The organism is Streptomyces sp. NPDC015242 (assembly GCF_043079125.1).
In the GTDB taxonomy this organism is placed as follows: Bacteria; Actinomycetota; Actinomycetes; order Streptomycetales; family Streptomycetaceae; genus Streptomyces.
In genome coordinates, this window is sequence record NZ_JBIBUF010000005.1 from 317,591 (window position 1) to 344,501 (window position 26,911).

A 26,911-nucleotide genomic window follows, 5' to 3' on the forward strand; every position below is an offset into this window, starting at 1 on the left:
GGGGGTGCCGCCCGCTCACCGGCTCGCTCCCTGGGTGAAGCCGTTGTAGATGTAGCGCTGGAGGCCGAGGAAGACGATCAGGGTGGGGAGGATCACCAGGATCGTCCCTGCCGAGATGGTCTCCCAGTGGGCGCCGAAGGGGCCCTTGAAGCGGAACAGCGACGTCGAGATCACGCCAAGATCTTCCGAGGGCATGTAGAGGAACGGGATGTAGAAGTCGTTGTAGGTGGTGATCCCCTTGACGATCACCACCGTGGCGATCGCCGGCTTCAGCAGCGGCAGGATGATCCTGCGGTAGATCGTGAAGGCGCTGGCGCCGTCCAGGCGGGCCGCCTCGTCCAGGGAGGTGGGGATGGACCGCACGAACTGCAGGAAGATGTAGATCGAGACGATGTCCGTGCCCATGTAGAGGGCGATCGGCGCCCACAGGCTGTCGAACATGCCGAAGCTGTTCACGATCTGGAAGGTCGCCACCTGTGTCGTGACGCCGGGCACCAGCGCGGCCACCAGGAACAGGGCCAGGACCGGCTTCCGGAGGCGGAAGCGGAAGCGGTCGATCGCGTAGGCCGTCATCGAGCCGATCAGAACCGTGCCGCCGATGGCGGCCACCAGGATGACCGCGGTGTTGGCGAACGCGGAGAGCATCCGGCCGTCCTGGAACGCCGTCACGTAGTTGTGGAGGTCGAGCGGGTCGTCGGGGAGCGCCAGGGCCCCGCTGCCGTTCGCCAGCTCCCGCTCCGACTTCAGGGACGTCAGGAGGACGGCCGCCAGCGGGAGCAGCACCACCGCGGTCGCGGCGAGCAGGGACGCGTACATCAGGGCGCGGGCCACTGCGCGGCGGGTCATGTGAGGTCCACCTTGTCGTCGGGGACGAGGCGCCGCTGCACCCAGGTCACGGCCAGGACGATCAGCAGCAGCACGAGCGCGGCCGCCGAGGCGAGCCCCGTCTTGTTGAACTGGAAGGCCAGCTTCACCGTCTGGATCACGAAGGTCTCGGTGCCGGTCGCGCCGCCGGTCATGATGTACGGGATCTCGAAGACCGACAGGGAGCCCGAGATCGACAGGATCACCGTCAGGGACAGCACGGGCTTGATGCCCGGCGCGATGATGTGCCGGAACTGCTGCCAGCGGTTGGCGCCGTCCAGCTCCGCCGCCTCGTACAGGTCCCCCGGGATCGACTGGATCGCGCCGAGGAAGAGGACGAAGTTCAGGCCCAGGTGGCGCCAGACCGATACGGCCGCCAGGGAGGTGTTCGCCGACTCCGGGGTGTCCAGCCAGGCGCGGTCGCTCTCCGCGCCGAACAGGGCGAGGACGGAGTCGAGGGTGCCGCCGTCCTGGAAGAAGTAGAGGAAGACGAAGCCGATCGCCACGCCGTTGATCAGGTACGGGAAGAACAGCACGCCCTTGAAGAAGGTGCGGAAGCGGACGTGGAAGCTGAGGACCGTCGCGAAGTAGAGGGCGGCGACGATCTGGACGACGGAGGCGGCCAGGTAGTAGCCGCTGACCCAGAAGACCTCGAACAGGTCGGGGCGGGTGAACAGTTCCTCGTAGTTCCCGGTGCCCGTGTAGCGCAGTTCGGGGCTCACGCCGTCCCAGTCGGTGAAGCTGTAGGCGACCGTGTTGGCGATCGGCGCGTAGGTGAAGACGATCAGGAGCGTGAGCGGGGCCAGCAGGAACAGCCAGGGGGTGGCCCCGCGCCACAGGCGTGCCGTGCGCGGGACCGGTGCCGGGGCGGGCGGGCCGGGATCGGGCCGGACGGCCGCCCTCTCGGTGGTCTGCGTCATCAGGACCCCAGGGACTGCTGGGTCTCGGTCCACCTTTTCGCCAGGCCGTCCAGGAAGTCGTCCAGGCTGCCCTTGGTGGCGCCGCGGGCCAGGTCGATCAGGTCCTGGCGGTAGTCGGGCTTGTTGATGCCGACCTCGGAACGGTTGTCGATGGACTTCACCTCGGCGCCCTGGGAGTCGTCCAGGTCGAGGAGCTTCACGCCCGCCTCCTCGTAGGGCTGGAGCACCTCGGGCAGCGGGTCGGCCTTCAGCGGGGACAGGGCCAGGTTGTCCCGGGCGTAGCCGGACTTGTCGGTGAACCAGTCGATCCAGGCGCGGGCGGCGGCCTTGTGCTCGGAGTGGATGTTGACGGCCTGGTTGTAGTCGGGCAGCGCCACCGCGCAGAACCTGCCGTCCTTCTGTGCCGGGAAGGGCATGAACCCGATGTCGTCGGGGTCCGCGCCGGCCTGCTCGGCGGCGCCCCGCATTTGGATGACGGCCCAGGAGCCGAGCCACATGGTGGCGATCTCGCCCTTGGCCAGCCGGGGTTTGGAGGCCTCCCAGTTGGTGGTGGTCGGGTCCTTCTCGGCGAGCCCGGCGCGCACGATGTCGTACAGCAGCGTGTCGGCGGTGCGCAGGTCGGAGCCCTCCGCCCACGGGTTGCCCTCGGCGAGCCGGGTGGTGGCCTGTTCGTCACAGCTGACCGAGCCGTTGACCTGGGTCCACTGGGTGAGCGGCCACATGTCCTTGAAGTTGGTGTAGTACGGGACCGCGTCCGTCTTCGACCTGATCGCCTTCAGGGCGGCGAGGAACTCGGCCGGGGTCTTCGGCCAGCCGGTGACGCCGGCCCGCCGCCAGACCTTCTTGTTGTAGACGAAGCCGGGGACCGCGCCGAGCGGGCTCTGGCCGTAGACCTTGCCGTTCACGGTGGTGTAGTCGGTGAAGCGGTACGTGCCCGCGCGCTCGGCCCGGCTGCCCAGCGAGGCGAAGAACCGGGGGTAGTCCTTCTTCTCGATCACGCCCGGGATCATGAGGACGTCGCCGTAGTTCTCCGTGTTCATCCGGATCTTGACTTCGCCCTCGTAGTCGGTGACGGCGTCGAACTCGACCTTCACCCCGGGGTGGGTCCTGCGGAACTCGGCGGCGTACTTCTTCATCGTTCCGTCCTGCACGAGGTCGGTCCGGTGGGTGAGGACCGTGATGGTCCCGCTGACCCGGGAGGGATCGTCGGGCGCCTCGGCGTCCGCGCCTTTCGCGCCGCCTCCGGTGCCGGTGCAACCGGAGGCCAGCAGAGCGGCTCCCACGGCCAGGGCGAGGGCGGTACGGCGGTTCATGTGCATCAGCTCCGTTCGCGGAGAAGGACTCGGGACGGACGAGCACGTGCGGTATGGCTGGTTCGGCACTCTGACAGTGCTTGCTCAACCGGTAAAGTCCCATTCCCGCCAAGGATGCGAAACCGACACTCGGCTCTTTACTACACCGGTTTAGGGAGTGCGCATGCTGGAGGTCACACCGCTCGGCGAGGGATGGACCCTGCGGCACGGCTCGGACAGGCTGCCGGCCACCGTGCCGGGCTGCGTGCACACCGACCTGATGGCGGCCGGGGTGATCCCGGACCCCTTCCTCGGCCACAACGAGACCGAGGTGGCGTGGGTGGGGCGCCGGGACTGGACCTACGAGCGGCTGCTCGGCGACTCGTCGGCGCAGGAGCAGACCGACCTGGTCTTCGACGGGCTCGACACCGTCGCCGAGGTCTCCCTGGACGGGCGGCCGCTGGGGACGGTGCGGAACATGCACCGCTCCCACCGGTTCGACGTGACGGGGCTGACCGGGCGGCTGGCCGTGCGGTTCGTCTCCGCCTACGCGGAGGCCGAGGCGGTGCGGGAGCGGCTCGGCGAGCGGCCCGCCGCCTACGCCGAGCCGTACCCGTACCTGCGCAAGATGGCCTGTTCCTTCGGCTGGGACTGGGGGCCCACGCTGGTCACGGCCGGGATCTGGCGGCCGGTGCGGCTGGAGCACTGGTCGACGGCCCGGATCGCCCGGGCGCGGCCCCTGGTGACCGTCGAGGAGGGCACCGGGGTGGTCGAGCTGGCCGTGGACGTGGAACGGACCCGGGTGGAGGCGCCGCTCGTCCTGGAGGCGTCGGTCGCCGGGGCGCGGGCCCGCACGGAGATCCGGGGAACGGGCGGGACGCTGCGCCTGCGGGTGCCGGACCCGCAGCTGTGGTGGCCGCGCGGCTACGGCGAACAGCCCCTCTACGAGCTGCAGTTGACACTGCTGCACGGTGACGAGGCGCTGGACGAATGGCGGCGGCGCATCGGCTTCAGGACGGTGGAGCTGGACCGCAGGCCGGACGCCCACGGCACCGGCTTCACCCTCGTCGTGAACGGCGAACGGCTCTTCGCGCGGGGCGTCAACTGGATCCCGGACGACGTCTTCCCGTCCCGGATCACCCGAGCGCGCTACCGGGAACGGCTGGAGCAGGCCGCCGCCGCGGGCGTGGACCTGGTGCGCGTGTGGGGCGGCGGCATCTACGAGAGCGAGGACTTCTACGACGCCTGCGACGCCCTCGGCCTGCTGGTGTGGCAGGACTTCCCGTTCGCCTGCGCGGCCTACCCGGAGGAGCAGCCGTTGCGCGGTGAGGTGGAGGCCGAGGCGCGGGAGAACGTCGTACGGCTGATGCCGCATCCGTCGCTGGTGCTGTGGAACGGCAACAACGAGAACCTGTGGGGGTTCCGGGACTGGGGATGGGAGCCGCGGCTGGCCGGGGACTCCTGGGGCGAGGGCTACTACCTGGGCCTGCTGCCGCGGGTGGTGGCCGAACTCGACCCGACCCGGCCGTACACGGCGGGCAGCCCCTGGTCCGGGTCGTGGCGGCACCACCCGAACGACCCCGCGCACGGCACCCACCACTCCTGGGAGGTGTGGAACCGCGAGGACTACGCCGGCTACCGGCGCGGCGTGCCCCGGTTCGTCGCCGAGTTCGGCTGGCAGGCCCCGCCCGCCCACGCCACACTGCGCCGGGCGCTGCCCGGGGAGGAGCTCGCGCCGGACTCCCCCGGCATGCTGCACCACCAGAAGGCCGACGACGGCAACGGGAAGCTGGAGCGGGGGCTCGCGCGGCACTTCGCCGTGCCGGACGGGGACTTCGACCGCTGGCACTACCTCACGCAGCTCAACCAGGCCCGGGCGGTCGCGGCCGGGATCGAGCACTGGCGCTCGCACTGGCCGGTGTGCGCGGGCACGGTCGTCTGGCAGCTCAACGACTGCTGGCCGGTGACCTCTTGGGCGGCGATCGACGGGGACGGGCGGGAGAAGCCGCTGTTCCAGGAGCTGAAGCGGCTGTACGCGGACCGGTTGCTGACGGTCCGGGAGGCCGCGGACGGCCGGCTGGAGCTGGCCGCGGTGAACCAGGCGGCCGGGGCCTGGACGGCGGCGCTGACGCTGCGGCGGATGTCCGTCGAGGGCAAGGTGCTGGGGCGGCGGGAGCTGCCCCTGGCGGCCGGGGCGCGGAGCGTGGGCCGGGTGGGGGTGCCGGACGGGCTGACGCCTGCCGGTCCCGAGGAGTTCCTGGTCGCGGACGCGGACGGGCTGCGGGCGGTGCACTTCCCGGTGCCCGACCGCGAGGTCGCCTACCCGGACCCGGAGTTCGAGGTCGCGCTCGTCCCGGAGGGGATCAGGGTGACCGCGCGCACACTGGTGCGTGACCTGCTGCTGCAGGCCGACCGGCTCGATCCGGGGGCACGGGCCGACCGGGGGCTGGTCACGCTGCTGCCGGGCGAAGAGGTGACCATCGGGGTGCGCGGCTGGAAGACTCCGGACGCGGAACGTGCCCGGTCCGCCCTGTACTGCGTGGAGCCCACCCGATGACGGCAACGCCGACCCCCCGCGTCACCATCAAGGACGTCGCCGCGCGCGCCGGTGTGTCCAAGGGTGCCGTGTCCCTCGCGTTCAACCACAAGCCGGGCCTGTCCGAGGCGACCCGGGACCGGATCTTCCGGGCGGCGCGGGAGCTCGGCTGGGCGCCGAGCCTGACGGCCCGGACGCTGGCCGGGTCGCGGGTGGACGTGGTGGGGCTCGCGGTGTGCCGGCCGGCCCGGATGCTCGGCCTGGAGCCCTGGTACATGGAGTTCGTCTCGGGCGTGGAGAGCGTGCTCGCCGAGCACTCCTGCTCGTTGCTGCTGCGGCTCGTGCGCGGTCTGGACGAGGAGCTGGGGGTGCAGGAGGCGTGGTGGCGGGGGCGGCAGGTCGGCGGCTCGATCCTGGTCGACTTCCGGGCCGACGATCCCCGGGTGGGTCTGGTGGAGCGGCTCGGGCTGCCGGCCGTCGCGGTCGGGCATCCCGCACTGACCGGGGGGCTCGTCTCGGTGTGGACCGACGACGCCACGGCCGTGACGGAGGCCGTGCGGTATCTGGCCGCGCTGGGGCACCGGCGGATCGCCCGGGTGGGCGGGGCGGCGGACCTCGGGCACACCTCGATCCGGACGGCGGCGTTCGACGAGGCGGCGGGGGCGCTGGCCCTGGCCGGGGCGTGGCAGGTGGCGACGGACTTCTCGGGCGACGCCGGGGCGCGGGCGACGCGGTCGCTGCTGACGGCCGCGCCGCCGGACCGGCCGACGGCGATCGTGTACGACAACGACATCATGGCGGTGGCCGGTCTTTCGGTGGCGGCGGAGATGGGGCTGCGGGTGCCGGACGACGTGTCGCTGCTGGCGTGGGACGACTCGCAGCTGTGCCGGCTGACGCATCCGACGCTGTCCGCGATGAGCCATGACGTGCACGGATTCGGGGCGGAGGTGGCCCGGACCCTGTTCTCGGTGATCGCCGGCGGCGAAGGAGTGGTCTCGCATCCGGTGCCCACGCCCGTCCTGACGCCCCGGGGGTCCACGGCACCGCCGAAGGTGTGACCTTCACCGCTCCGCCTGTCAGGACTGTGCAGCTACGTTACCCACAAGTAGCATGGGACTGAGCGCGCGCTCAGCGCATCGCAGCAGCACTGCAATCCTGACCCTGGAGGAGAGCCATCGTGCCTCGTACCGTCAGGGACGTCGTCTTCGTCGACGGCGTCCGCACCCCGTTCGGCAAGGCGGGCCCGAAGGGCATCTACCACGAGACCCGAGCCGACGACCTCGTCGTGAAGGCGATCCGGGAGCTGCTGCGCCGCAACCCCGGCCTGGACCCCAAGAAGATCGACGAGGTCGCCATCGCCGCGACCACGCAGATCGGTGACCAGGGCCTGACCATCGGCCGCACCGCGGGCATCCTGGCCGGCCTGCCGCAGTCCGTCCCGGGCTACAGCATCGACCGCATGTGCGCCGGCGCGCTGACCGCCGTCACCACGGTCGCCGGCTCCGTCGCCTTCGGCGCCTACGACATCGCCATCGCGGGCGGTGTCGAGCACATGGGCCGCCACCCCATGGGCGAGGGCGTCGACCCCAACCCGCGGTTCGTCTCCGAGAAGCTGGTCGACGAGTCCGCCCTCTTCATGGGCATGACCGCCGAGAACCTGCACGACCGTTACCCGCAGATCACCAAGCTGCGCGCCGACGAGTACGCCGTGCGCTCCCAGGAGAAGGCCGCCAAGGCGTACGCCAACGGCAAGATCCAGGCCGACCTGGTGCCGATCTCGGTCCGCCGCACCAACGCCGAGGCCGGTGAGACGGGCTGGGGCCTGGTCACCGCCGACGAGCCGATGCGCCCGGGCACGACCCTGGAGAACCTCCAGGGCCTGAAGACCCCGTTCCGCGTCCACGGCCGGGTCACCGCCGGCAACGCGGCCGGTCTGAACGACGGCGCCACCGCCTCGCTGATCGCCTCCGAGGACTTCGCGCGGGAGAACGGCCTCCCCGTGAAGATGCGCCTGGTCTCCTACTCCTTCGCGGGCGTTGAGCCGGAGGTCATGGGCTACGGCCCGATCCCGGCCACGGAGAAGGCCCTGGCGCAGGCCGGTCTGTCGATCTCCGACATCGGCCTGTTCGAGATCAACGAGGCCTTCGCCGTCCAGGTCCTGGCCTTCCTCGACCACTACGGCATCGCCGACGACGACGAGCGCGTCAACCAGTACGGCGGCGCCATCGCCTTCGGCCACCCGCTGGCCTCCTCCGGCGTCCGCCTGATGACGCAGCTGGCCCGCCAGTTCGAGGAGCAGCCGCACGTCCGCTACGGCCTGACCACCATGTGCGTCGGCTTCGGCATGGGCGCGACGGTCATCTGGGAGAACCCGCACTTCGAGGGGGACAAGTGAGCACCACCGCCGAGCTGCTGAAGCAGGCTTCCGAACTGTTCCCGGACGAGGTCGTCACGAGTGCGCACGTACGCCACTTCGACCTCCCCCTGGGTGCCGGGCGCTTCGCGCTGATCACCCTGGACAACGGCCACGACCACACCAAGCCGACCACCTTCGGCCCGGCCTCGCTGGCGAACCTGAACACCGCCATCGACCAGGTCGAGAAGGAGGCGGCGGACGGCGAGATCGTCGGCGTCGGCATCACCGGCAAGCCGTTCATCTTCGCGGTCGGCGCCGACCTCAAGGGCGTGGAGATCCTCAAGGAGCACGAGCACGCGCTCGCCATCGGCAAGGGCGGCCACGAGGTCTTCAAGCGGCTGTCGCAGCTGGCCGTGCCGACCTTCGCGTACTACAACGGCGCCGCCATGGGCGGCGGCGTCGAGGTCGGTCTGCACTGCACCTACCGCACCGTCTCCGCGGCCGTGCCGGCGTTCTCCCTGCCCGAGGTCTTCCTCGGCCTGGTCCCCGGCTGGGGCGGCTGCACGATCCTGCCGAACCTGATCGGCCCCGAGAAGGCCGTCTCGGTGATCATCGAGAACAGCCTCAACCAGAACAAGCAGCTCAAGGGCAAGCAGGTCTACGAGCTCGGGATCGCCGACGCGATCTTCGAGGGCGCTGACTTCCTGGAGCAGTCGCTGATCTGGACCTCCGCCGTCCTCAAGGGCGAGCTGAAGATCGAGCGCCCGGTGATCGACCGCGGCGAGGCCTGGGACCAGGCCGTCGCCAAGGGCCGCTTCATCGCCGACTCCAAGGTGCACGGCGCCGCCCCGGCCGCCTACCGCGCCCTGGACATCATCGCCGCCGCCAAGAACGGCGACCTGCAGCAGGGCTACGACGCCGAGGACCAGGCCCTGGCCGACCTCATCATGGGCGGCGAACTGCGCGCCGGCATCTACGCCTTCAACCTGGTGCAGAAGCGCGGCAAGCGCCCCGCGGGCGCCCCGGACAAGTCCCTGGCCCGCCCGGTCACCAAGGTCGGTGTCGTCGGCGCCGGTCTGATGGCCAGCCAGCTCGCGCTGCTGTTCCTGCGCCGCCTGGAGGTGCCGGTCGTGCTGACCGACATCGACCAGGAGCGCGTCGACAAGGGCGTGGGCTACGTCCACGCCGAGATCGACAAGCTGCTCGGCAAGGGCCGCGTCAACCAGGACAAGGCCAACCGCCTCAAGGCTCTGGTCACCGGTGTGCTGGACAAGGCCGAGGGCTTCGCGGACGCCGACTTCATCATCGAAGCGGTCTTCGAGGAGATGGGCGTCAAGCAGCAGGTGTTCGCGGAGGTCGAGGCGGTCGCCCCGGCGCACGCGATCCTCGCCACCAACACCTCCTCGCTGTCGGTGTCGGAGATGGCCTCGAAGCTCAAGCACCCCGAGCGGGTCGTGGGCTTCCACTTCTTCAACCCGGTCGCCGTCCTGCCGCTGCTGGAGATCGTCCGCGGCGAGCAGACCGACGACGCCTCCCTGGCCACGGCGTTCGGTGTCGCCAAGAAGCTGAAGAAGACCGCGGTGCTGGTGAAGGACGCCCCGGCGTTCGTCGTGAACCGCATCCTGACCCGCTTCATGGGCGAGATCCAGAACGTCATCGACGAGGGCACCCCGGTCGAGGTCGCCGAGAAGGCCGTCGAGCCGCTCGGTCTGCCGATGTCGCCGCTGGTCCTGCTGGAGCTGGTCGGCCCGGCCATCGGCCTGCACGTCTCCGAGACGCTCAACCGGGCGTTCCCGGACCGCTTCACGGTCTCCCCGAACCTCAAGGCGGTCGTCGAGGCGGGCAAGCGCGGCTTCTACGTCTACGACTCCGGCAAGCCGGAGCTGGACCCCGAGGTGGCCGCGCTGCTGAAGCAGGGCGACACCGTCCTGACGGAGGAGCAGGTCCGCGAGCGGGTGCTCGACGCGGTGGCGCAGGAGATCGGGCTCATGCTCGACGAGGGCGTCGTCGCCGAGGCGCAGGACATCGACCTGTGCCTCATCACGGGCGCCGGCTGGCCGTTCCACCTGGGCGGCATCACGCCGTACCTGGACCGCGAGGGCGTCTCCGAGCGCGTCAACGGCAAGAGGTTCCTGGCTCCGGGCGTCGCGAGCGTCCCGGCGTAACGCGTAACCCCTGAGGGGGGTGGGGCGTACGGTAACAATCCGTGCACCCGCCCCCCTTTGCGTATGCCTGCGCGGATAGGATCCTCACACAATCCGACCATTGTTTACCTGGCTCCGACGGTCTCCACCCAAGGCCGCCGGGGTCCTCGAAGGAGTCTTCCGTGGCGTCCTCCCGCCGCCGACCGCCCGGACGCCGGGTGTGGCCCAAGATCAGGCTCCTGCTCCTCGTGGCCGTGGTGGCGGCCGGCGGCACGGCGCTGTACCCGGTGTGGAAGGCGGCCAACCCGGACCCGCCCGAGCTGAAGGTCCGCTACCGCACCGACACCCCGGCCACGGCCGCGGCGGCCAAGCCGTCGCTGGAAGTCTTCAACGACACCGGCAAGCCCCTGCCGTTGAGCGATGTCACGCTCCGGTACTGGTTCACCGCCGAGGACTCCGCCTCCTACGCCTTCAACTGTGTGAACGCCGTCTTCGGCTGCTCGCACGTGGCCGGGCGGATCGTCGCGATGGACAAGCCCACCGACACCGCCGACCACTACCTGGAACTGAGGTTCACCGAGGGCGCCGGCGACCTGAAGCCCGGCGCGAACAGCAAGGGCATCGACGTCCAGCTGTTCCGCACCGACCACGCGAAGGTGAAGCAGTCCGACGACCGCTCCTTCGACGCGGAGAAGACGTCCTACAAGGAGGCCGAGGAGGTCACCGCGTACAAGCGGGGCGTCCTCGCCTGGGGCGAGGAGCCGGACGGCACGAAGGCGAGCGACGAGAAGAAGGCCACGGCGAAGACGGCGCCCGAGGCGCTGGCCGCCCCGCCGGCCGGGGTGCTGTTCGACGACTTCAGCTACCTGGGCCCCAAGGACCCGGCGCTGTTCAAGCACGGCTGGCTGGTCCGCACCAGCAAGGGCGGCCCCGGCATCGAGAACACCTGGTCGGCTGAGGGCGTCAGCTTCCCCACCGCCGAGGGCTCCCACGCGGACGGACAGGTGCTCAACCTGCGCGCGAGCACGGACGGCACCAAGGCCGGGACCAAGCAGGCGAGCCTCGGCACGGCCGCGAGCAAGTTCCGCGACGGCACCTACGCGGCCCGCATCCACTTCAGCGACGGACCCGCCACCGGCGAGGCCGGCGACCACGTCAACCAGACCTTCTACACCATCGGCGGCAAGGGCTCGAAGTACAGCGAGCTGGACAACGAGTACATGCCCAACGGCGGCTGGGGCCGCCCCGGCCCCAAGCTCGACACCGTGACCTGGTTCGACCACAAGACCAACGACCGGGTCTACGAGACCACCAACAAGAGCCTCGACGCCTGGCACACCGTGCTGATCCGGGTGAAGGACGGCGTGGTCGCCTACTGGCTCGACGGCAAGAAGCTCTTCCTGAGCAACGGCAAGTACGCGCCGCGCGCGGACATGTCCGTGAACTTCAACCACTGGTTCATCGACCTGCCGTTCAAGGGCGAACGCGCCTGGGACATGAAGGTCGACTGGCTCTACTACAACGCGAACGACACCCTGTCGGCGGAGGAGGTCCGGTCCCAGGTGACCGGCTTCACCGACGAGGGCATGAACTACTTCGACACGGTTCGGGAGACCCGGTGAGGAACAGGCGGTCCGGCGCCCACAGGCACGCTGCCGAGGCAACGGAGGACAAACCGGTGGTGAGCAGGCGTTCCGCGCTGCTGATGGGCGGCGCGGGGGGCGTCGCGATGGCCGGAGCGGGCGCGTGGATGGGCAAGGTGATGGCCCAGCCGGCCGCCGCCCCCGCCGCCGAGGGCGCCATCGGAGGCCTCGCCACGCCTCCTCTGTACGCCCCTTCCGGGCGCCGCCCCAAGTACCGCCGGGCCAGCTGGTCCCAGCAGTTCCAGTCGGGCCACGGCTGGACGCCCGGCGGCGCGGGCACGGCCTCGGCCGAGGCGAACGACGCGACCCAGTTCGTGCGCGGCACCCAGTCGGTCCGGGTGACCACCAACGGCACCGGCAAGCAGTCCTACGTCCGCAGGACCGGCATGACCGCGATGAGCCTCAGCGGCAAGATGATCCGGCTGGTCTTCCGCGTCGACGACGTCGCCAACCTGGCCAAGATGGTCTTCTACCTGGGCAGCGGCTCGCTGGCGAACCACTTCGCCTGGACCTTCCACGTCCACACCAAGACGTCGGCCAACTACGTCCAGTCCGGCGAGTGGGTCACGGTCCACCTCCAGTGGGCGGACGTCAACGCGGCGGCCGGGTCCTACTCCATCGGCGCCGACGGCAAGCCGTCGACGAAGACCGGCTTCACGGACATGTCGTTCGCCGTGTACGACAACGCGGGCGGGCCGGTGACCTACCGGCTGCAGGCGGTGGAGCTGATCCCGGACACCGTCTCGGTCTTCCCCAAGGGCGTCGTCTCCATCACCTTCGACGACTCCCACAAGTCGATCCACGACCTGGCCCGGCCGGTCATGGACCGCTTCGGCTTCCCCGGCACGGTCTACAACATCGCCGACGCCATCGGCACCGGCAGCTTCCTGACGCTGGGTCAGATGCGCTCCATGCAGGACTTCTCCGGCTGGGAGATGGCGGGCCACTCGTACGCCAACGCCGTGCACACGGCCAGCTATCCCAAGCTGACCGCCGAGCAGGCCGACGACGACTTCCGCAAGCTGCGCGAGTGGCTGGTGTCCAACGGCTTCACCAGCGAGCACTTCGCCTACCCGCACGGCGCGTTCCAGAAGACGTCCGACGGTGTCCCGGTGGACCAGATCGCCAGCCGGCACTTCACCACCGCCCGGTCGATCATCTCCGAGACCATCGAGTCCTTCGCCCCGGCGATGCCCTACCGCCTCAAGGCGCTGACCGGCATCAACGACGGCACGGGCATCGGCGGTACGGCGCTGTCGAAGCTCACGGGCGCGGGCGGCAAGCTCGACCGGTGCGTCAACAGCGGCGACTGGCTGATCCTCTGCCTGCACAAGGTCACCGAGGGCCCGCCGGCCACCAGCACCGAGATCGGCAAGGCCGGCCTGGAGACGCTGATGAAGGCGATCGACGACCGGGACATCCCGGTGCTGACGGTCGAGGAAGCGATGGCCTCCTACACCTGAGGCCCGAGCCCGGGGACACACAGGAGAGGGGCGGCCCCCCGGCCGCCCCTCTCCTGTGTGTCCGTTCAGCCGCGGCGGCTACCAGCCGCCGCCCTGCCCGTAGCCCTGCCCCTGGCCCTGCTCCTGGCCCTGCTGCCAGGACGGGTCCTGGTACGGGTAGCCGCCCTGCTGGGGGTCGTGTCCCTGGGCCGGGTACGGCTGCTGGTACGGGTCCGGGTGGCCGCCGTAGCCGCCGCCCTGCCACTGCTGCTGGCCGGCCGGTGCCGGGGCTCCCCAGGACACCCGCTGCTGCGGGACCGCCGGGTGGTGCTGCTCGTCGTAGCCCGGGATCGGCTGCGGCTGGGAGGGGATGCCGCCCGCCGGGCGGGGCCGGGTGCGCAGGGCGACGCCCTCCAGGCGCATCAGCTGGAGCGTCTCGGTGACCTTCTTGTCGGAGTACGGGTCCTCTTCCTCGAAGATCTCCGTCACGTCGTGCTCGTGGTCACCGGCCACGGACACCTCGACTCCGCCCTGGCGGGTGCCCCAGCTGCCCTTGTGCAGGGTGAACAGGGCGTAGAAGCGCAGCGGGGTGAGCAGCGTCAGCTGGATCACGCCGTAGATCGGCGCGAGCAGGAACATGCCGAAGCGCTTGACGAAGCCCATGCCGCGGCGCGGGAAGTCCAGGTAACGGACGTTGCGCAGGTACCCCATGAGCACCATGAAGATCAGGTAGTCCCCGATGTGGTTCAGGAACTGCTGCGGCTTGATGATGGGCAGGATGACCATCGAGTAGAACATCGCCGAGCCGAAGACCAGCCAGAGCGCGAGCTCCATGCAGGTCAGCCAGAAGGCCGGGCGGTACTTCTTCTGGTGGCGGAACGCCCACAGGGACTCGCGGAAGAAGGACTTGTTCCAGCGGACCTGCTGGCGCAGGAAGTGCGGCAGCTTCTCGGGGACGGCGGTGTAGCCCACGGCCGTCTCCTGGAAGACGACCTGGCCCTCCATCAGGCAGTAGTTGGTCATACGGCGGTCGTCGCCGAAGACGGCCGGCTTGCCCAGGAACTGCTGGTTGAGGAAGTCCGGCAGGTACTTGCGCACCAGCGTGCCGCGGTAGGCGGAGAGCGCGCCGCAGCAGCACAGCACCGACTTCAGCCGCGAGTAGGCGGCCCGCTCGAAGAGGAACGAGTTGCCGTAGCGCAGGTCCTGCAGGCGCGTGAAGATGTTGCTGTCGTGGTTGAGCGCCAGCACCATGCCCGTGGAGGCCATGATCTTCTCGTCGGCCAGCGGCAGCAGCAGCTCGCGCACGGTGTCCCGGGACAGCACGGTGTCCGAGTCGACGCACAGGAAGATGTCGGAGTACGGCGCGGCCTCGAAGCCCAGCGCCAGCGCCTCGCGCTTGCCCTTGTTCTCGGGCTGCACGCTGACGGTGTACTTGACGCCCTTGGCCTCGAACTCGCGGCGCAGCTTCTTGGCCGCGCGGATGCCGGAGTCGTTGGCGCTGGCGTCGTCGATGATGTGGATCTCGTTGGGCAGGCGGCTCTGCGCGAGGAGGCTGCGCATGCCCTGCTCGAACATCACCGGGTCCTCGTTGTAGATCGGGATGACCGCGGTGACCCAGGCGTTCTCCAGGTACTCCAGCTCCTCCCGCCCGGCCTTGGCCGGACGGTAGAACAGGGCGCCGATCATCTTCAGGGCCAGCAGGCCCATGGCGCCCATGGAGTACAGGTGGAGCGAGCCGGCGTCGAGCCGGGTGGCGATCAGCGCGGCCAGGCCCAGGAAGACGAAGTACGAGACCTTCAGGTGCCGCCGCTTGCGGTGGGCCCGACGGCCACCGGAGTCGACGGCTCCCGGTATGTACGTATCGTCGGCAGTCACAGCTTGACCACCCGCGGGTGGTCGGCGGACTTGCCCCGGGTGTCGAACAGCGCCCGGGCCCGGTCGGCAAGGGCGTCCAGGTCGATCTCGCGGTGCGGCTGGAGCAGGATGGTCAGGTCGGCCTCCTCGGCGGCGGCCAGGTAGTCCCCGGCCCGCTCGACGGAGGCGCCGTCGACCTGCCAGTCCTCGACCCGCGGGTCGAAGTAGACGAGTTCGGCGCCGCGCGCGAGGAGGTTCTCGGCGACGGCCAGCGCCGGGCTCTCCCGCTGGTCGGAGATGTCCGGCTTGTACGTCACGCCGAGCAGCAGCACGCGCGAGCCGCGCACGGCCTTGCCCTGGTCGTTGAGCAGGTCGGCCGCGCGGTTGACGACGTGCACGGGCATCCGCTGGTTGATCTCCTGCGCCAGCTCCACGAACCGGAACGGGATGCCCAGCGAACGCACCTTGTACGACAGGTAGTTGGGGTCGATCGGGATGCAGTGCCCGCCGACGCCGGGGCCGGGGTAGAAGGGCGCGAACCCGAACGGCTTCGTGGAGGCGCACCGGATGGCGTCCCAGAGGTCGACGCCGATCTCGCGGCAGAACATCGACATCTCGTTGACGAGGGCGATGTTGACGTGCCGGTAGGTGTTCTCCAGCAGCTTGGCCATCTCGGCCTCGCGGGTGCCCTTGGCCTCGACGACACGGTTCACGAACCGCTCGTACAGGGCGCGGGCGGCCTTGGTGCAGTCGGCCGTGATGCCGCCGACGACCTTGGGCGTGTTCTCCAGGCCGAAGGAGGGGTTGCCCGGGTCGATCCGCTCCGGGGAGAAGGCGAGGTGGAAGTCGACGCCGACCCGCAGACCGCTGGCCTCCAGGCGCGGACGGACGACCTCGTCGGTCGTGCCGGGGTACGTCGTCGACTCCAGCACGACGAGGGTGCCGGCCCTGAGGTGGGCGGCGATGTCGTCGACGGCGGCGTGCACCGCGCCGAGGTCGGGGGCGCCGTGGTCGGTGAGCGGGGTCGGCACGCACACCACCACCGCCGCGGCGTCGGCGATGACGCCGGCCTCGTCGACGGCCCGGAAGCCCTGCTCCAGCATGGCGCGCACTTCGGCGTCGGTGATGTCGTCGACGTGCGAACGACCGGCGTTCAGTCCGTCGACCACGCGCCGGCTGCGGTCGAGGCCGACCACCTTCAGACCCGCGGCTGCGGCGGATCTGGCCAGCGGCAGCCCCACGTAACCGAGTCCGACAACGACAAGATCCACCGTGGAGGATCTGCTCACGACATCATTCCCCAACCCCGTTGCCACGGCGTCGGCCAGACGCAGCAGCAACCGGCCCCCCGAGCAAAATCGAACAAGTCAGAGGAGGCTAACAAGACCTTCACTTTTTGACCATGTTCATACGAGGTGCCTCTTGTCACGCACACATCCATACAACCCTTGACACGTCTTGTGTGTCTGCTGCGTCAAGAACCTCAGAACGAACCGGTCCGTTCCGGTTCCCGGCGGTCTCAGATCTCCCGCCAGGCCTCCAGGGCGAGCCCCGGCTCGTCCTTGCGGCGGGTCAGGAGCAGGGTGCCCGTGGAGGGCGCGAGGGAGGCGGCGACGACCTCCTCGTGCTCGTCCAGCGCCACCGCCACCAGGGCGTCGGCCGGCAGCCGCGGGCCGGACTCGGTCCACCAGGCACCCGCGGACTCCTGCTCGGTCGGATACGCCGCGAAGGCGACCCGGCCGCTCGCCGAGCGCTGCGCGAGCACCGTGCAGTCGTGGCCCTCGATGACGCAGCGCACCGCGGAAACCGGCCCCGGCCCGGCGGCGGCGAGAAGGGGCACCGGCTTCTCACCGGGCCGCCAGGCGCACAGGTCCCCGGAGGTGTCCGTGAAGAACACCGTGGTGTGCTCGGCCGACGTGGCGAGGGCGCGCAGGGTCCCGGGGCGGACGTCGGCCTCGACGTCCCCGGCCGGCACCGGCTTCTTCCCGTCCCCCTCCTGCCGCCAGTGCAGCAGCGTGCCGGGCGCGCAGGCGTAGAGCTCGACCAGCCCCGACTCCCCCGCCACGGGCGCCAGCCGCTCCTCGACGTCCTGCCCGCCGAGGTCCAGCCAGCCGCCCCAGCCGCCCTTCACCTTCTGGTTGCGCAGGCTCACCCCGCCGCCCGCGTTGCGGACGAAGACATAGCCGCGTCCCGCGCCGTCGACGGCCACGGCCGGGGGTCCGGTCCGGTCGCCCTTCTTGTCCGGGTGGCCGATCGGCACCCAGTCCAGGGCCGCCAGCAGGGGCCGGAAGTGCGTGGTGTGCACGAGCCCCGACTCCCCCGGCACGGTGGGCCGCCAGGCCGCCAGGTGGGCGTAACGGTCGGCGCCCTGCCCGACGGCCGCGCCGGGGTGCACCTTCTGGGTGCCGCCGACGGTGCGCGGGGCGTCCTCCCAGGGGCCGCCGGGCCCGCGTTCCGCCCGGCACAGGACGGCTTCGCCGGAGGGCAGGTAGACGGTGAGGCGGCCGTCGCGGCCGCGGATGAGCCAGTCGCCGTTCACCAGTTCACTTTATGCGGGCCGGGCGGCCCGGCGCGGGCCCACCCCCGTGTGCCGGGGCACCGGCCGTGCGACCCTGGCCGGATGAACGCCGTTGCGCCTCTCCTCGTCGTGGTCGACGCCGCCAACGTCGTCGGATCGGTACCGGACGGCTGGTGGCGGGACCGGCGCGGGGCCGCGGAGCGGCTGCGGGACAACCTGGCGTCGGACGGGGTGCCGGGGGTGCCCGGGCCGGTGGAGATCGTGCTCGTCGTGGAGGGGGCGGCCCGGGGCGTGGAGCCGGTGCCCGGGGTCCGGGTGACGTCGGCGCCCGGCAGCGGCGACGACCACATCGTCGAGACGGTGGCCGCGGCCGGCGACCGCCCCGTGCTGGTGGTCACGGCCGACCGCGAGCTGCGCCGACGGGTCGGCGCCCTGGGCGCGGAGGTGGCCGGGCCGCGTACGGTGCGCCCGTGACGGCCCGGCACTGTTCCGGGGGCGGCTACGGCGCCGTCGTGCCGCCGCCCGCCGCCGGCTGTTCCTCGGCCCTGCCGCCGCGGGCCAGGCGGCTGTGGCCGCGGCCGTAGAGGAAGTACACGACGAAGCCGGCCGCCATCCAGATGCCGAAGCGGACCCACGTCTCCGCGGGCAGGTTGATCATCAGCCACAGGGAGGCGCACACCGACAGGATCGGGATGACCGGGACCCAGGGGGTGCGGAACGCCCGGGGCAGGTCGGGGCGGGTGCGGCGGAGGATGATCACGCCGATCGCCACGACCACGAAGGCGAACAGCGTGCCGATGTTCACCAGCGCGGCGAGTTCCGTCAGCGGCGTGAACCCGGCCAGGACCGCGATGATCACGCCGAGCAGGATGGTCGGGCGGTGCGGTGTCTTGAAGCGCGGGTGGACGCGCGAGAAGAACCGCGGCAGCAGCCCGTCACGGCTCATCGCGAAGAACACCCGGGTCTGCCCGAGCAGCAGGATCATGCACACCGTCGTCAGGCCGACCGCGGCGCCGAAGCTGATGAAGCCGGCGAACCACGGATGCCCGGTCTCCTTGAACGCGTCGGCCAGCGGCGCGTCCACGGACAGCTTGCTGTAGTGCTGCATGCCCGTGACGACGATCGAGACGAGCACGTACAGCGTCGTGCAGATCAGCAGCGAGCCGAGGATGCCGCGGGGCATGTCGCGCTGCGGGTTGCGCGTCTCCTCGGCGGCCGTGGCGACGACGTCGAAGCCGATGAAGGCGAAGAACACCACCGACGCGGCGGTGAAGATGCCCATCACGCCGAAGTTGGACGGCGCCCAGCCGAACATCAGCTGGATCAGCGGCGAGTCCAGACTCGACCCCGCCTCGACCGGCTTCTCCTTCGGGATGAACGGGTCGTAGTTCTCGCCCTTGATCAGGAACGCCCCCGCGATGATCACGACGAGCACGACGGTCACCTTGACGGCGACGACCAGCGACGTGATGCGCGCGGACAGCTTCATGCCGAGCACGAGGATGACCGTGAGGACCAGGACCAGCGCGGCGGCGAGGATGTCGAACCCGAAGACGTCCGAGCCCTCCCGGCTGCCCAGGGCGGCCGGCATCTGCCAGCCCGCGTTGTCCATGAGCGACTGGATGTACCCCGACCAGCCGACGGCCACCACCGCCGTCCCCAGCGCGAACTCCAGGACCAGGTCCCAGCCGATGATCCAGGCGGGCAGTTCCCCGAGGGAGGCGTACGAGAACGTGTAGGCGGACCCGGCGACCGGGACCGTGGAGGCGAACTCGGCGTAACACAGGGCGGCCAGCGCGCAGGCGACGCCGGCCGCCACGAACGCCAGGGCCACCGCGGGCCCGGCGTTGTCCTTCGCGACGGTGCCGGTGAGGACGAAGATTCCGGTGCCGATGATCACGCCGACGCCGAAGACGGTCAGATCCAGCGCGGACAAGGACTTCTTGAGCGCGTGCTCTGGCTCCTCGGTGTCGAGGATGGACTGCTCGACCTTCTTCGTCCGGAAGAGGGTGCTGGTCACGGGGTACCTCCCACGCTTGTCGTCCTCGACATGATCGAGAGGGGGCACCATCCGTATGCCCCGGCAGCGATGCATTCACGCCAATGGGCCGGTTTCACCACCCTCGACGGTGGTGGAACCGGCCCATTCGGCGGTACCGGGGCGGCGTCAGTCGCGCGCGGTCTCCACGGACTCCACGGCGGACCGCTCGTACTTCCCGTCCAGCTTGGCGACCAGGCCGGTCACCTGCCGGGCGATGTCCGGCGCGGTGAGGCCGATCTCGGCGAGCACCTCGGCGCGCGAGGCGTGGTCGAGGAAGCGCGGCGGGATGCCGAAGTCGCGCAGCGGCACGTCGACGCCCGCGTCGCGCAGCGCCTGGGCGATCGCCGAGCCGACACCGCCGACCCGGCTGTTGTCCTCGACGGTGACGACCACGCGGTGCCGCTCGGCGAGCGGGGCCATGGCCTCGTCGACGGGCTTGACCCAGCGCGGGTCGACGACGGTCGTGGAGATGCCCTGCTTGTCGAGGAGGCCGGCGACCTCCAGGCACATCGGGGCCAGGGCGCCGACGGAGACCAGGAGCACGTCGGGACGGTCGGTGCCCGGCTCGCGCAGCACGTCCATGCCACCGACACGGCGCACGGCCGGTACGGCGGGGCCGACGGCGCCCTTGGAGAAGCGGACCACGGTCGGCGCGTCCTCGACGGCGACGGCCTCGCGCAGCTGGGCGCGGACCTGGTCGGCGTCGCGCGGCGCGGCCAGCCGCAGCCCGGGGACGACCTGGAGGATCGACATGTCCCACATGCCGTTGTGGGAGGCGCCGTCGGTGCCGGTGATGCCGGCCCGGTCCAGGACGAAGGTGACGCCGCACTTGTGCAGGGCCACGTCCATCAGGACCTGGTCGAAGGCGCGGTTGAGGAAGGTGGCGTACACGGCGAACACCGGGTGCACACCGCCCGTCGCCAGACCGGCCGCGGAGACGGCGCCGTGCTGCTCGGCGATGCCGACGTCGTAGACCCGCTCCGGGAAGCGCTTGGCGAACTTGTCGAGGCCCACCGGCTGGAGCATCGCGGCCGTGATGGCGACGATGTCCTCGCGCTCCTCGCCGAGCCTGACCATCTCCTCGCCGAAGACCGAGGTCCAGTCGGCGCCTGAGCTGGCGATCGGCAGGCCCGTGTCGGGGTGGATCTTGCCGACGGCGTGGAAGCGGTCCGCCTCGTCCTGGAGGGCCGGCTGGTAGCCGCGGCCCTTCTCGGTGAGGCAGTGCACGATGACGGGCCCGCCGAACCGCTTGGCGCGGGCCAGGGCGGACTCCAGGGCCTCGATGTCGTGGCCGTCGATCGGGCCGACGTACTTCAGGCCGAGGTCCTCGAACATGCCCTGCGGGGCGATGAAGTCCTTCAGGCCCTTCTTGGCGCCGTGCAGGGTGTCGTAGAGCGGCCGGCCGACGACCGGGGTGCGCTCCAGGACCTCCTTGGTGCGGGCCAGGAAGCGCTCGTAGCCGTCGGTGGTGCGCAGGGTCGCCAGGTGGTTGGCGAGGCCGCCGATGGTGGGGGCGTAGGAGCGCTCGTTGTCGTTGACGACGATGACGAGCGGGCGGTCCTTGGCGTCGGCGATGTTGTTCAGCGCCTCCCAGGCCATGCCGCCGGTCAGGGCGCCGTCGCCGATGACGGCCACGACGTGGTCGTCCCGTTTCATCAGCTGGTTGGCCTTGGCGATGCCGTCGGCCCAGCCAAGGACGGTCGAGGCGTGCGAGTTCTCGATGACGTCGTGCTCGGACTCGGCCTGCGAGGGGTAGCCGGACAGGCCGCCCTTCATCTTCAGCCGGGAGAAGTCCTGGCGGCCGGTGAGCAGCTTGTGGACGTAGGACTGGTGACCGGTGTCCCAGAGCACCTTGTCCCTGGGCGATTCGAAGACCCGGTGCAGGGCGATGGTGAGCTCCACCACGCCGAGGTTGGGGCCCAGGTGACCGCCGGTCTTGGAGACCGCCTCGACCAGGAAGGTGCGGATCTCCTCCGCCAGCTGGTTCAGCTCCTCCAGGCTGAGCCGGTCCAGATCGCGCGGTCCCGTGATGCGGGTCAGCAGCGGCACCCGTGCCTCCTTGCAGTAGAGCTGATCGAGCTGTTGCCGGGCGTGTCGAGTCTAATGTTCCGCCCTGGAGGACTGCGCCGAGGCCGTGCGTCATACGTCACGCATTCGGCTGTACCCACCTTGTGCCCCGCCTACGACACGACTGTGCCCGGCACCTGACGGCGCCGGGCACAGTGAGGGTCTGCCGCGCTACGCGCGACCCGCGGTCTTCTGCGTCTTGCGCGTCACCGCGTCGATCACGACCGTGGCGAGGAGCACGCCACCGGTGATCATGTACTGCACCGGGGAGGCGATGCCCTCCAGGGCGAGGCCGTACTGGATCGAGACGATCACCAGCACACCCAGCAGGGCGTTCCACGTGCGGCCGCGGCCACCGAAGAGGGACGTGCCGCCGATCACCGCCGCGGCGATCGCGTTCATCAGCAGGTCACCGCCGCCGGCGCCCTGGTTGGCCGCCGCGATCTTCGAGGCGATGAACAGACCGCCCACCGCGGCGAAGGTGCCGGAGATCGCGAAGACCGAGATCCGGACCATCTCCACGTTGATGCCGGCGCGGCGCGAGGCCTCGACGCTGCCGCCGAGCGCGAACACCTTGCGGCCGTACGCGGTGCGCCGCAGCACGAAGTCCGTGACCAGCAGCACCACGATGAAGATCACCACGGCCAGGGGCAGGCCCTTGTACTGGTTGAAGACGATCGCGACGGCGAAGGCGAGGACCGCCAGCAGCGCCGTGCGCACGATGGTCTCGCTCAGCGGCCGGGACGGCACGCCCGCGGCCTCACGGCGGCGGTTGCCGAAGAAGGAGCTGAGGAAGTACCCGGCGGTCACCACCGCGGCCAGCCCGTAGGCGGCGGCCACGTCGGAGAAGTAGTAGCTGGTCAGCTGGGCCACGACCCCGTCCGGGTCGAGGTTGATCGTGCCGTTGTCGCCCAGGATCTGGAGCATGAAGCCGTTCCAGAACAGCAGACCGGCCAGGGTGACGGCGAACGCGGGGACGCCGATCTTCGCGAAGAAGAAGCCGTGCAGCACGCCGGCGACCGTGCCGGTGAGGATGGCGAGCACGAAGGCCAGCCACTCGTTCATGCCGTTGGTGACGTTGAACACCGCGAACGTGGCGCCCGCGACACCGGACACCGAGCCGACCGACAGGTCGATCTCGCCGAGCAGCAGAACGAACACGATGCCGACGGCGATCATGCCCGTGCCGACCATGGCGACGGACATGTCGGACAGGTTGCCCGCGGTGAGGAAGTTGGAGTTCAGGCTCGTGAAGATGAGCCAGATGATCGCCAGGCCGATGACGACCGGGATGGAACCCAGGTCACCGGACTTCATCTTCCGCTTGAACTCGGTGACGTAGCCGGCGAGGCCCTGCTCGCGCACCAGCAGCCGGGGGTCGACGACCGTGACGGCGGCCTTGGCCGCCTCGGGGTTCTCCACGACGTGTTCTTCCGGAGCCGCGGAGGTCTTGTCGATGCTCACTTGGAAACCTCCCCGTTCGTGCGCGCCGCACGGCGGGTCACGGCGTTGTCGGTGGCGCCGGTGATGGCGGAGATGATCTCTTCCTGCGAGGTCGACTTGACCTCGAAGACGCCGTTGTTGCGCCCGAGGCGCAGTACGGCGACCTTGTCCGCCACGGCCTTGACGTCGGCCATGTTGTGGCTGATGAGGATCACGGCGTGGCCGCGTTCGCGCAGCCGCTCGACCAGGTCGAGGACCTGGGCGGTCTGCTCGACGCCGAGCGCGGCGGTGGGCTCGTCGAGGATGACCAGCTTGGGCTCTCCGAGCATGGACCGGGCGATGGCCACGGTCTGGCGCTGACCGCCGGAGAGCGAGGCGATCGGGATGCGCACGCTGGGGATGCGGATCGACAGCGTGTCGAGGAGCTCGCGGGAGCGGCGCTCCATCTCCACCTCGTCCAGGACGCCGCGCTTGCGCAGCTCCCGGCCCAGGTAGAGGTTGCCGACGACGTCGATGTTGTCGCACAGCGCGAGGTCCTGGTAGACGGTCGCGATGCCCAGGTTCTGGGCGTCGTGCGGCTTGTTGATCTGGACGGACCTGCCGTCCCATTCGATGACGCCCTCATCGATGGGGTGCACGCCGGCGATCGTCTTGACCAGCGTGGACTTTCCGGCGCCGTTGTCGCCCACCAGGGCGACCACCTCACCGGCGTGGACCTCAAGCTCTACGTCGGTGAGCGCCTGTACGGCACCGAACCGCTTGGAGACCCCGCGCAACGCCAGCACGGGCGTAGCGGACACGTGAACCATCTCCTTCGCCGCCTGACCCGGCGGGAGGTTGTGCAGAAGTGTGGGAGGAGCGAGCGATCACTCCGGCGCCCCGCGGAGCTTGCGGGGCTGGTGTGGCGGGGCGCCGGAGGAACTCGGGGCAGCCGGTCCGTGCGCGTCCCGGGAGTCCTCGGCGGACTCCCGGCGCGGGCCACGGATCTGGCGGCTGCTTACTTGAGACCGATCTTGTCGCAGGCGGCCTTGTACTTGCCCGCGCAGATCTCGTTCACGGTGTAGATGCCGTCCTTGATGACGGTGTCGTTGATGTTGTCCTTGGTCAGCGAGACGACCGGGACCAGGACGGACGGGACGGCCTTGGTGGTCGGGCTGTCGACCTTGTCCTTGGCGATCGAGTCGAGCGACTTGCCCTGGGCGAGGGCGACGGCCATCTCGGCCGCGACGTCCGCCTCCTGGGGGTAGGGCTTGTAGACGCTCATGTACTGCTCACCGGTGACGATGCGCTGCACGCCCGCGAGCTCGGCGTCCTGGCCGGTGACCGGGATGTCGGCGATGCCGGCGGCCTTCAGGGCGGTGATGATGCCGCCCGCCATGCCGTCGTTGGCGGAGTAGACGCCGACGATCTTGTCCTTGCCCAGAGCCGAGATCGCGCCCTCCATGTTGGAGTTGGCGTTCTCCGGCTTCCACTCCTTGGTGTCGTACTCGCGGCCGATCTTCACCTTGCCGTCGAGCACGGAGTGCGCGCCCTTCTTGAACTGGGCGGCGTTCGGGTCGGTGGAGGACCCGTTCATCATGACGATCTGGCCGTCCTTGGCCTTGTCGCCCAGGGCCTTCAGCAGGGCCTCGCCCTGGGTCTTGCCGACGGTCTCGTTGTCGAACGAGGTGTAGGCGTCGATCGGGCCCTCGGCCAGGCGGTCGTAGGCGACGACGGGGATGCCCGCGTCCTTGGCCTTCTTCACCGAGCCGGCGATCGCCTTGGAGTCCACCGCGTCCACGATCAGCACGTCGACCTTGTTGGTCACCATCGTGTCGACCTGCTGGTTCTGGGTGCTGGCGTCCTGCTTGGCGTTGGCGTAGACGACCTCGCCCTTGCCGTTGGTGAGTTCCTTGACCTTCTTCTCGATGAGCGGCCGGTCGAACTTCTCGTAACGGGCGGTCGCGTTCTCGGGAAGGAGCAGACCGACCTTGATGTCGTCGCCCTTCTTGGCGGACCCCGCGGTGGAGTCGGCGTTGTCGCCGGACTCCTTGGCGCTGCCACAGGCAGCAAGCGAAACAGCCATCACACCGGCGGCCACAGCAACGGCGGCGCGACGCATACGCGTGTTCACTTCAGAAACCTCCCTGACGAGGCCGCGACGTTGCGGCCGAGGTGGCTGGAAGTCAACTCGGCCACACGTGCGACGTCAAGAAGTAAATCCTTAACGAGATGGCAACGGTGCCATCCGTTCTCTAAGTGAAGGCAGGGGTGGTCGCCTTCAGCGGGCCGGCGGCAGTTCCGTCCAGAAGGGTCGAATCGCCCATCTCGCTGAGGGCGAGGGCGAGCGCTCCGAGCACCTCCGCACGGCCGCCGAGGGCCCCGGGGAGAACGGACAGCTGGCGCGCCGCACTGGGGATGGCGTAGCGGCCGACGGACTCCCGGATCGGCCCGAGCACCAGCTCACCGGCCTCGGCGAGATCACCGCCGAGGACCACACGGCTCGGGTTCAGCAGGTTGCAGAGATTGGCCACTCCACTGCCGATGTGGCGGCCGACGTCGGCGATCACCCGACGGCAGCCCGGGTCTCCGTCCCGGGCGAGCCGCACGACGCCTTCCATGGTCAGGTCGGTGCCGTGGCTGGACTGGAGGAGCGGGAGCACGTAGCGCGCGGCCGCGAAGGTCTCCAGGCAGCCGCGGTTGCCGCAGCGGCAGACCGGGCCGGATTCATCGAGTGTAATATGTCCTATTTCTCCGGCGGTGCCTCCGGGGCCGCGGTAGATCTTCCCGCTGATCACCAGACCGGCGCCGACACCGCTCGCGACCTTGATGTAGGCCAGGTCGCGAACGCCCCGGCCGCTGCCCCAGACCATCTCGCCGAGGGCGCCGAGATTGGCGTCGTTGTCGACGTGCACGGGCACGCCGAGGCGGTCGCGCAGCTCCTCGGCGGGCTTGGTGCCGGTCCAGCCCGGGAGGATGGCGGTGGAGCCGAGGGTGCCGGACTCGACGTCGATGGGGCCCGGGACGCCGAGACCGACGCCGGCGATCTTGGAGCGGTCGACGCCGGTGGCCTCCACCAGGCGGGTGACCAGCTGTTCCGCGCGGTCGAAGCCCTGGGTCGACGAGGCGTCGACGTCGAGCGGCTCGGACTCCTCGGCCAGGACCTGGTGGGCGAGGTTGCCGATCGCCACCCGGAGGTGGGTGTGGCCGAAGTCGACGCCGATGACGATGCCGGCGTCGCCGCTGAGCGACACGCTGCGGGCGCGGCGGCCGCCGGCGGAGGTCGGGGTGACCTCGACCGTGCCGCCGTCCTTCAGTTCCCGGACGATGTTGGAGACCGTCGCGGCGGACAGGCCCGTCGTCCGGGCGATCTCGGCCTGGGTGAGGGAGCCCGCCAGGCGCACGGCTCGTACGACCCGCTCCAGGTTGGCTCGGTGCAGCGACGACTGCGACCCCGGAGTCTCCACGACGACCTCCTGCGCACGGGGCCGCATCGATGAGGCCCCGTCTATGTCCAACTAGTGAACTCTAAGCTGAGCCGTTCGGGTTGCCTCCCGTCAAGAGGTTGAACTGATTCCGGGGTGTGCGCGGGTCGTCGCGGAGCGCTATGTGGGGGTACGCGCTTTCTGCCTGCGGTGGCCTGTGCGGGTGGGTGGGGTGCGCGTCTTCGCCTGACGGTGGGGGGTGGGTCGGGGCCGTGGGGGGGGGGGGGCGCCCCCCCCCCCCCCCCCCCGGGCTTTGTGGGGGCGGCACAACCCCGCTGAGACCCCCCCCCCCCCCGGGGCGCACCCCCCCCCCCCCCCCCACCCAGC

19 protein-coding genes are annotated in these 26,911 nt (G+C 70.3%); 7 read left to right on the forward strand and 12 right to left on the reverse strand.

The annotated features are described in order from the left end of the window. Positions 1–15 precede the first annotated feature (15 nt). The 3 genes from ACF07N_RS19240 to ACF07N_RS19250 are packed head-to-tail and all read right to left on the reverse strand — an operon-like array spanning position 16 to position 3,097. Positions 16–846 (reverse strand): carbohydrate ABC transporter permease, encoded by an 831-nt coding sequence (locus ACF07N_RS19240; protein WP_392114280.1) that lies wholly within the window; start codon positions 844–846, stop codon positions 16–18. Next, positions 843–1,784: a carbohydrate ABC transporter permease gene (locus ACF07N_RS19245; protein ID WP_392114283.1), complete on the reverse strand. Its 942-nt coding sequence runs from the start codon at positions 1,782–1,784 to the stop codon at positions 843–845. Before ACF07N_RS19245 ends, ACF07N_RS19240 begins: the two co-directional genes overlap by 4 nt. Then, positions 1,784–3,097 carry an ABC transporter substrate-binding protein gene (locus tag ACF07N_RS19250; RefSeq protein WP_392114286.1) on the reverse strand — a complete coding sequence of 438 codons (1,314 nt, stop codon included), beginning with the start codon at positions 3,095–3,097 and terminating at the stop codon, positions 1,784–1,786. The genes ACF07N_RS19245 and ACF07N_RS19250 overlap by 1 nt, the downstream gene beginning before the upstream one ends. A gap of 163 nt (positions 3,098–3,260) precedes the next feature. On the opposite strand from ACF07N_RS19250, the gene ACF07N_RS19255 reads away from it, so the two are divergent. From ACF07N_RS19255 to ACF07N_RS19280, 6 genes are all read left to right on the forward strand, one after another. Then, positions 3,261–5,633, forward strand: coding sequence for a glycoside hydrolase family 2 protein (locus ACF07N_RS19255; protein WP_392114289.1), 2,373 nt, complete (start codon positions 3,261–3,263; stop codon positions 5,631–5,633). Continuing rightward, positions 5,630–6,670 (forward strand): LacI family DNA-binding transcriptional regulator, encoded by a 1,041-nt coding sequence (locus tag ACF07N_RS19260; protein ID WP_392114292.1) that lies wholly within the window; start codon positions 5,630–5,632, stop codon positions 6,668–6,670. Before ACF07N_RS19255 ends, ACF07N_RS19260 begins: the two co-directional genes overlap by 4 nt. A gap of 119 nt (positions 6,671–6,789) precedes the next feature. Then, positions 6,790–8,007, forward strand: coding sequence for a thiolase family protein (locus ACF07N_RS19265; RefSeq protein WP_383331583.1), 1,218 nt, complete (start codon positions 6,790–6,792; stop codon positions 8,005–8,007). Beyond that, on the forward strand, positions 8,004–10,133 hold the full coding sequence (locus ACF07N_RS19270; RefSeq protein ID WP_392114296.1) for a 3-hydroxyacyl-CoA dehydrogenase NAD-binding domain-containing protein: 2,130 nt from the start codon (positions 8,004–8,006) through the stop codon (positions 10,131–10,133). Before ACF07N_RS19265 ends, ACF07N_RS19270 begins: the two co-directional genes overlap by 4 nt. Positions 10,134–10,294: 161 nt before the next feature. Continuing rightward, complete coding sequence (locus ACF07N_RS19275; RefSeq protein ID WP_392114299.1) at positions 10,295–11,734, forward strand: cellulose binding domain-containing protein; 1,440 nt, start codon at positions 10,295–10,297, stop codon at positions 11,732–11,734. A gap of 59 nt (positions 11,735–11,793) precedes the next feature. Further along, on the forward strand, positions 11,794–13,218 hold the full coding sequence (locus ACF07N_RS19280; protein ID WP_392114302.1) for a polysaccharide deacetylase family protein: 1,425 nt from the start codon (positions 11,794–11,796) through the stop codon (positions 13,216–13,218). A 78-nt stretch (positions 13,219–13,296) separates the two neighbouring features. Here the strand turns inward: ACF07N_RS19280 and ACF07N_RS19285 are convergent, their stop codons facing one another. The 3 genes from ACF07N_RS19285 to ACF07N_RS19295 form a co-directional block, all read right to left on the reverse strand. After that, positions 13,297–15,072 carry a glycosyltransferase gene (locus ACF07N_RS19285; protein ID WP_392114305.1) on the reverse strand — a complete coding sequence of 592 codons (1,776 nt, stop codon included), beginning with the start codon at positions 15,070–15,072 and terminating at the stop codon, positions 13,297–13,299. Next, positions 15,069–16,340 (reverse strand): nucleotide sugar dehydrogenase, encoded by a 1,272-nt coding sequence (locus ACF07N_RS19290; RefSeq protein ID WP_392114308.1) that lies wholly within the window; start codon positions 16,338–16,340, stop codon positions 15,069–15,071. Before ACF07N_RS19290 ends, ACF07N_RS19285 begins: the two co-directional genes overlap by 4 nt. Positions 16,341–16,570: 230 nt before the next feature. Next, entirely contained in the window at positions 16,571–17,590 is a 1,020-nt protein-coding gene (locus tag ACF07N_RS19295) for a hypothetical protein (protein WP_383587416.1), read from the reverse strand. A gap of 81 nt (positions 17,591–17,671) precedes the next feature. Between ACF07N_RS19295 and ACF07N_RS19300 the strand changes: the two genes are divergently transcribed. Continuing rightward, entirely contained in the window at positions 17,672–18,043 is a 372-nt protein-coding gene (locus tag ACF07N_RS19300; RefSeq protein WP_392114311.1) for an NTP pyrophosphohydrolase, read from the forward strand. A gap of 25 nt (positions 18,044–18,068) precedes the next feature. Here the strand turns inward: ACF07N_RS19300 and ACF07N_RS19305 are convergent, their stop codons facing one another. From ACF07N_RS19305 to ACF07N_RS19330, 6 genes are all read right to left on the reverse strand, one after another. Further along, entirely contained in the window at positions 18,069–19,589 is a 1,521-nt protein-coding gene (locus tag ACF07N_RS19305; protein WP_392114314.1) for an amino acid permease, read from the reverse strand. Positions 19,590–19,736: 147 nt separating this feature from the next. Beyond that, positions 19,737–21,659, reverse strand: coding sequence for a 1-deoxy-D-xylulose-5-phosphate synthase (gene dxs / locus ACF07N_RS19310; RefSeq protein ID WP_383338244.1), 1,923 nt, complete (start codon positions 21,657–21,659; stop codon positions 19,737–19,739). A gap of 189 nt (positions 21,660–21,848) precedes the next feature. Further along, a complete protein-coding gene (locus tag ACF07N_RS19315) occupies positions 21,849–23,141 on the reverse strand; it encodes a sugar ABC transporter permease (RefSeq protein WP_383331613.1) in 1,293 nt (430 codons plus the stop codon). Next, the gene (locus ACF07N_RS19320; RefSeq protein WP_031109031.1) at positions 23,138–23,929 is read right to left on the reverse strand and encodes an ATP-binding cassette domain-containing protein; all 792 of its coding nucleotides are present in this window, start codon (positions 23,927–23,929) and stop codon (positions 23,138–23,140) included. The genes ACF07N_RS19315 and ACF07N_RS19320 overlap by 4 nt, the downstream gene beginning before the upstream one ends. A gap of 188 nt (positions 23,930–24,117) precedes the next feature. Further along, positions 24,118–25,221, reverse strand: coding sequence for a sugar ABC transporter substrate-binding protein (locus tag ACF07N_RS19325; RefSeq protein ID WP_383331634.1), 1,104 nt, complete (start codon positions 25,219–25,221; stop codon positions 24,118–24,120). A gap of 133 nt (positions 25,222–25,354) precedes the next feature. Continuing rightward, a complete protein-coding gene (locus ACF07N_RS19330) occupies positions 25,355–26,566 on the reverse strand; it encodes an ROK family transcriptional regulator (protein WP_383331616.1) in 1,212 nt (403 codons plus the stop codon). Positions 26,567–26,911 lie beyond the last annotated feature (345 nt).

What these genes read in the sequence shown, in the direction of transcription:
- ACF07N_RS19240 (WP_392114280.1), bottom strand. Translation starts at nt 846, where the DNA reads ATGACCCGCCGCGCAGTGGCCCGCGCCCTGATGTACGCGTCCCTGCTC.
- ACF07N_RS19245 (WP_392114283.1), bottom strand. Translation starts at nt 1,784, where the DNA reads ATGACGCAGACCACCGAGAGGGCGGCCGTCCGGCCCGATCCCGGCCCG.
- ACF07N_RS19250 (WP_392114286.1), bottom strand. Translation starts at nt 3,097, where the DNA reads ATGAACCGCCGTACCGCCCTCGCCCTGGCCGTGGGAGCCGCTCTGCTG.
- ACF07N_RS19255 (WP_392114289.1), top strand. Translation starts at nt 3,261, where the DNA reads ATGCTGGAGGTCACACCGCTCGGCGAGGGATGGACCCTGCGGCACGGC.
- ACF07N_RS19260 (WP_392114292.1), top strand. Translation starts at nt 5,630, where the DNA reads ATGACGGCAACGCCGACCCCCCGCGTCACCATCAAGGACGTCGCCGCG.
- ACF07N_RS19300 (WP_392114311.1), top strand. Translation starts at nt 17,672, where the DNA reads ATGAACGCCGTTGCGCCTCTCCTCGTCGTGGTCGACGCCGCCAACGTC.
- ACF07N_RS19320 (WP_031109031.1), bottom strand. Translation starts at nt 23,929, where the DNA reads ATGGTTCACGTGTCCGCTACGCCCGTGCTGGCGTTGCGCGGGGTCTCC.
- ACF07N_RS19325 (WP_383331634.1), bottom strand. Translation starts at nt 25,221, where the DNA reads ATGCGTCGCGCCGCCGTTGCTGTGGCCGCCGGTGTGATGGCTGTTTCG.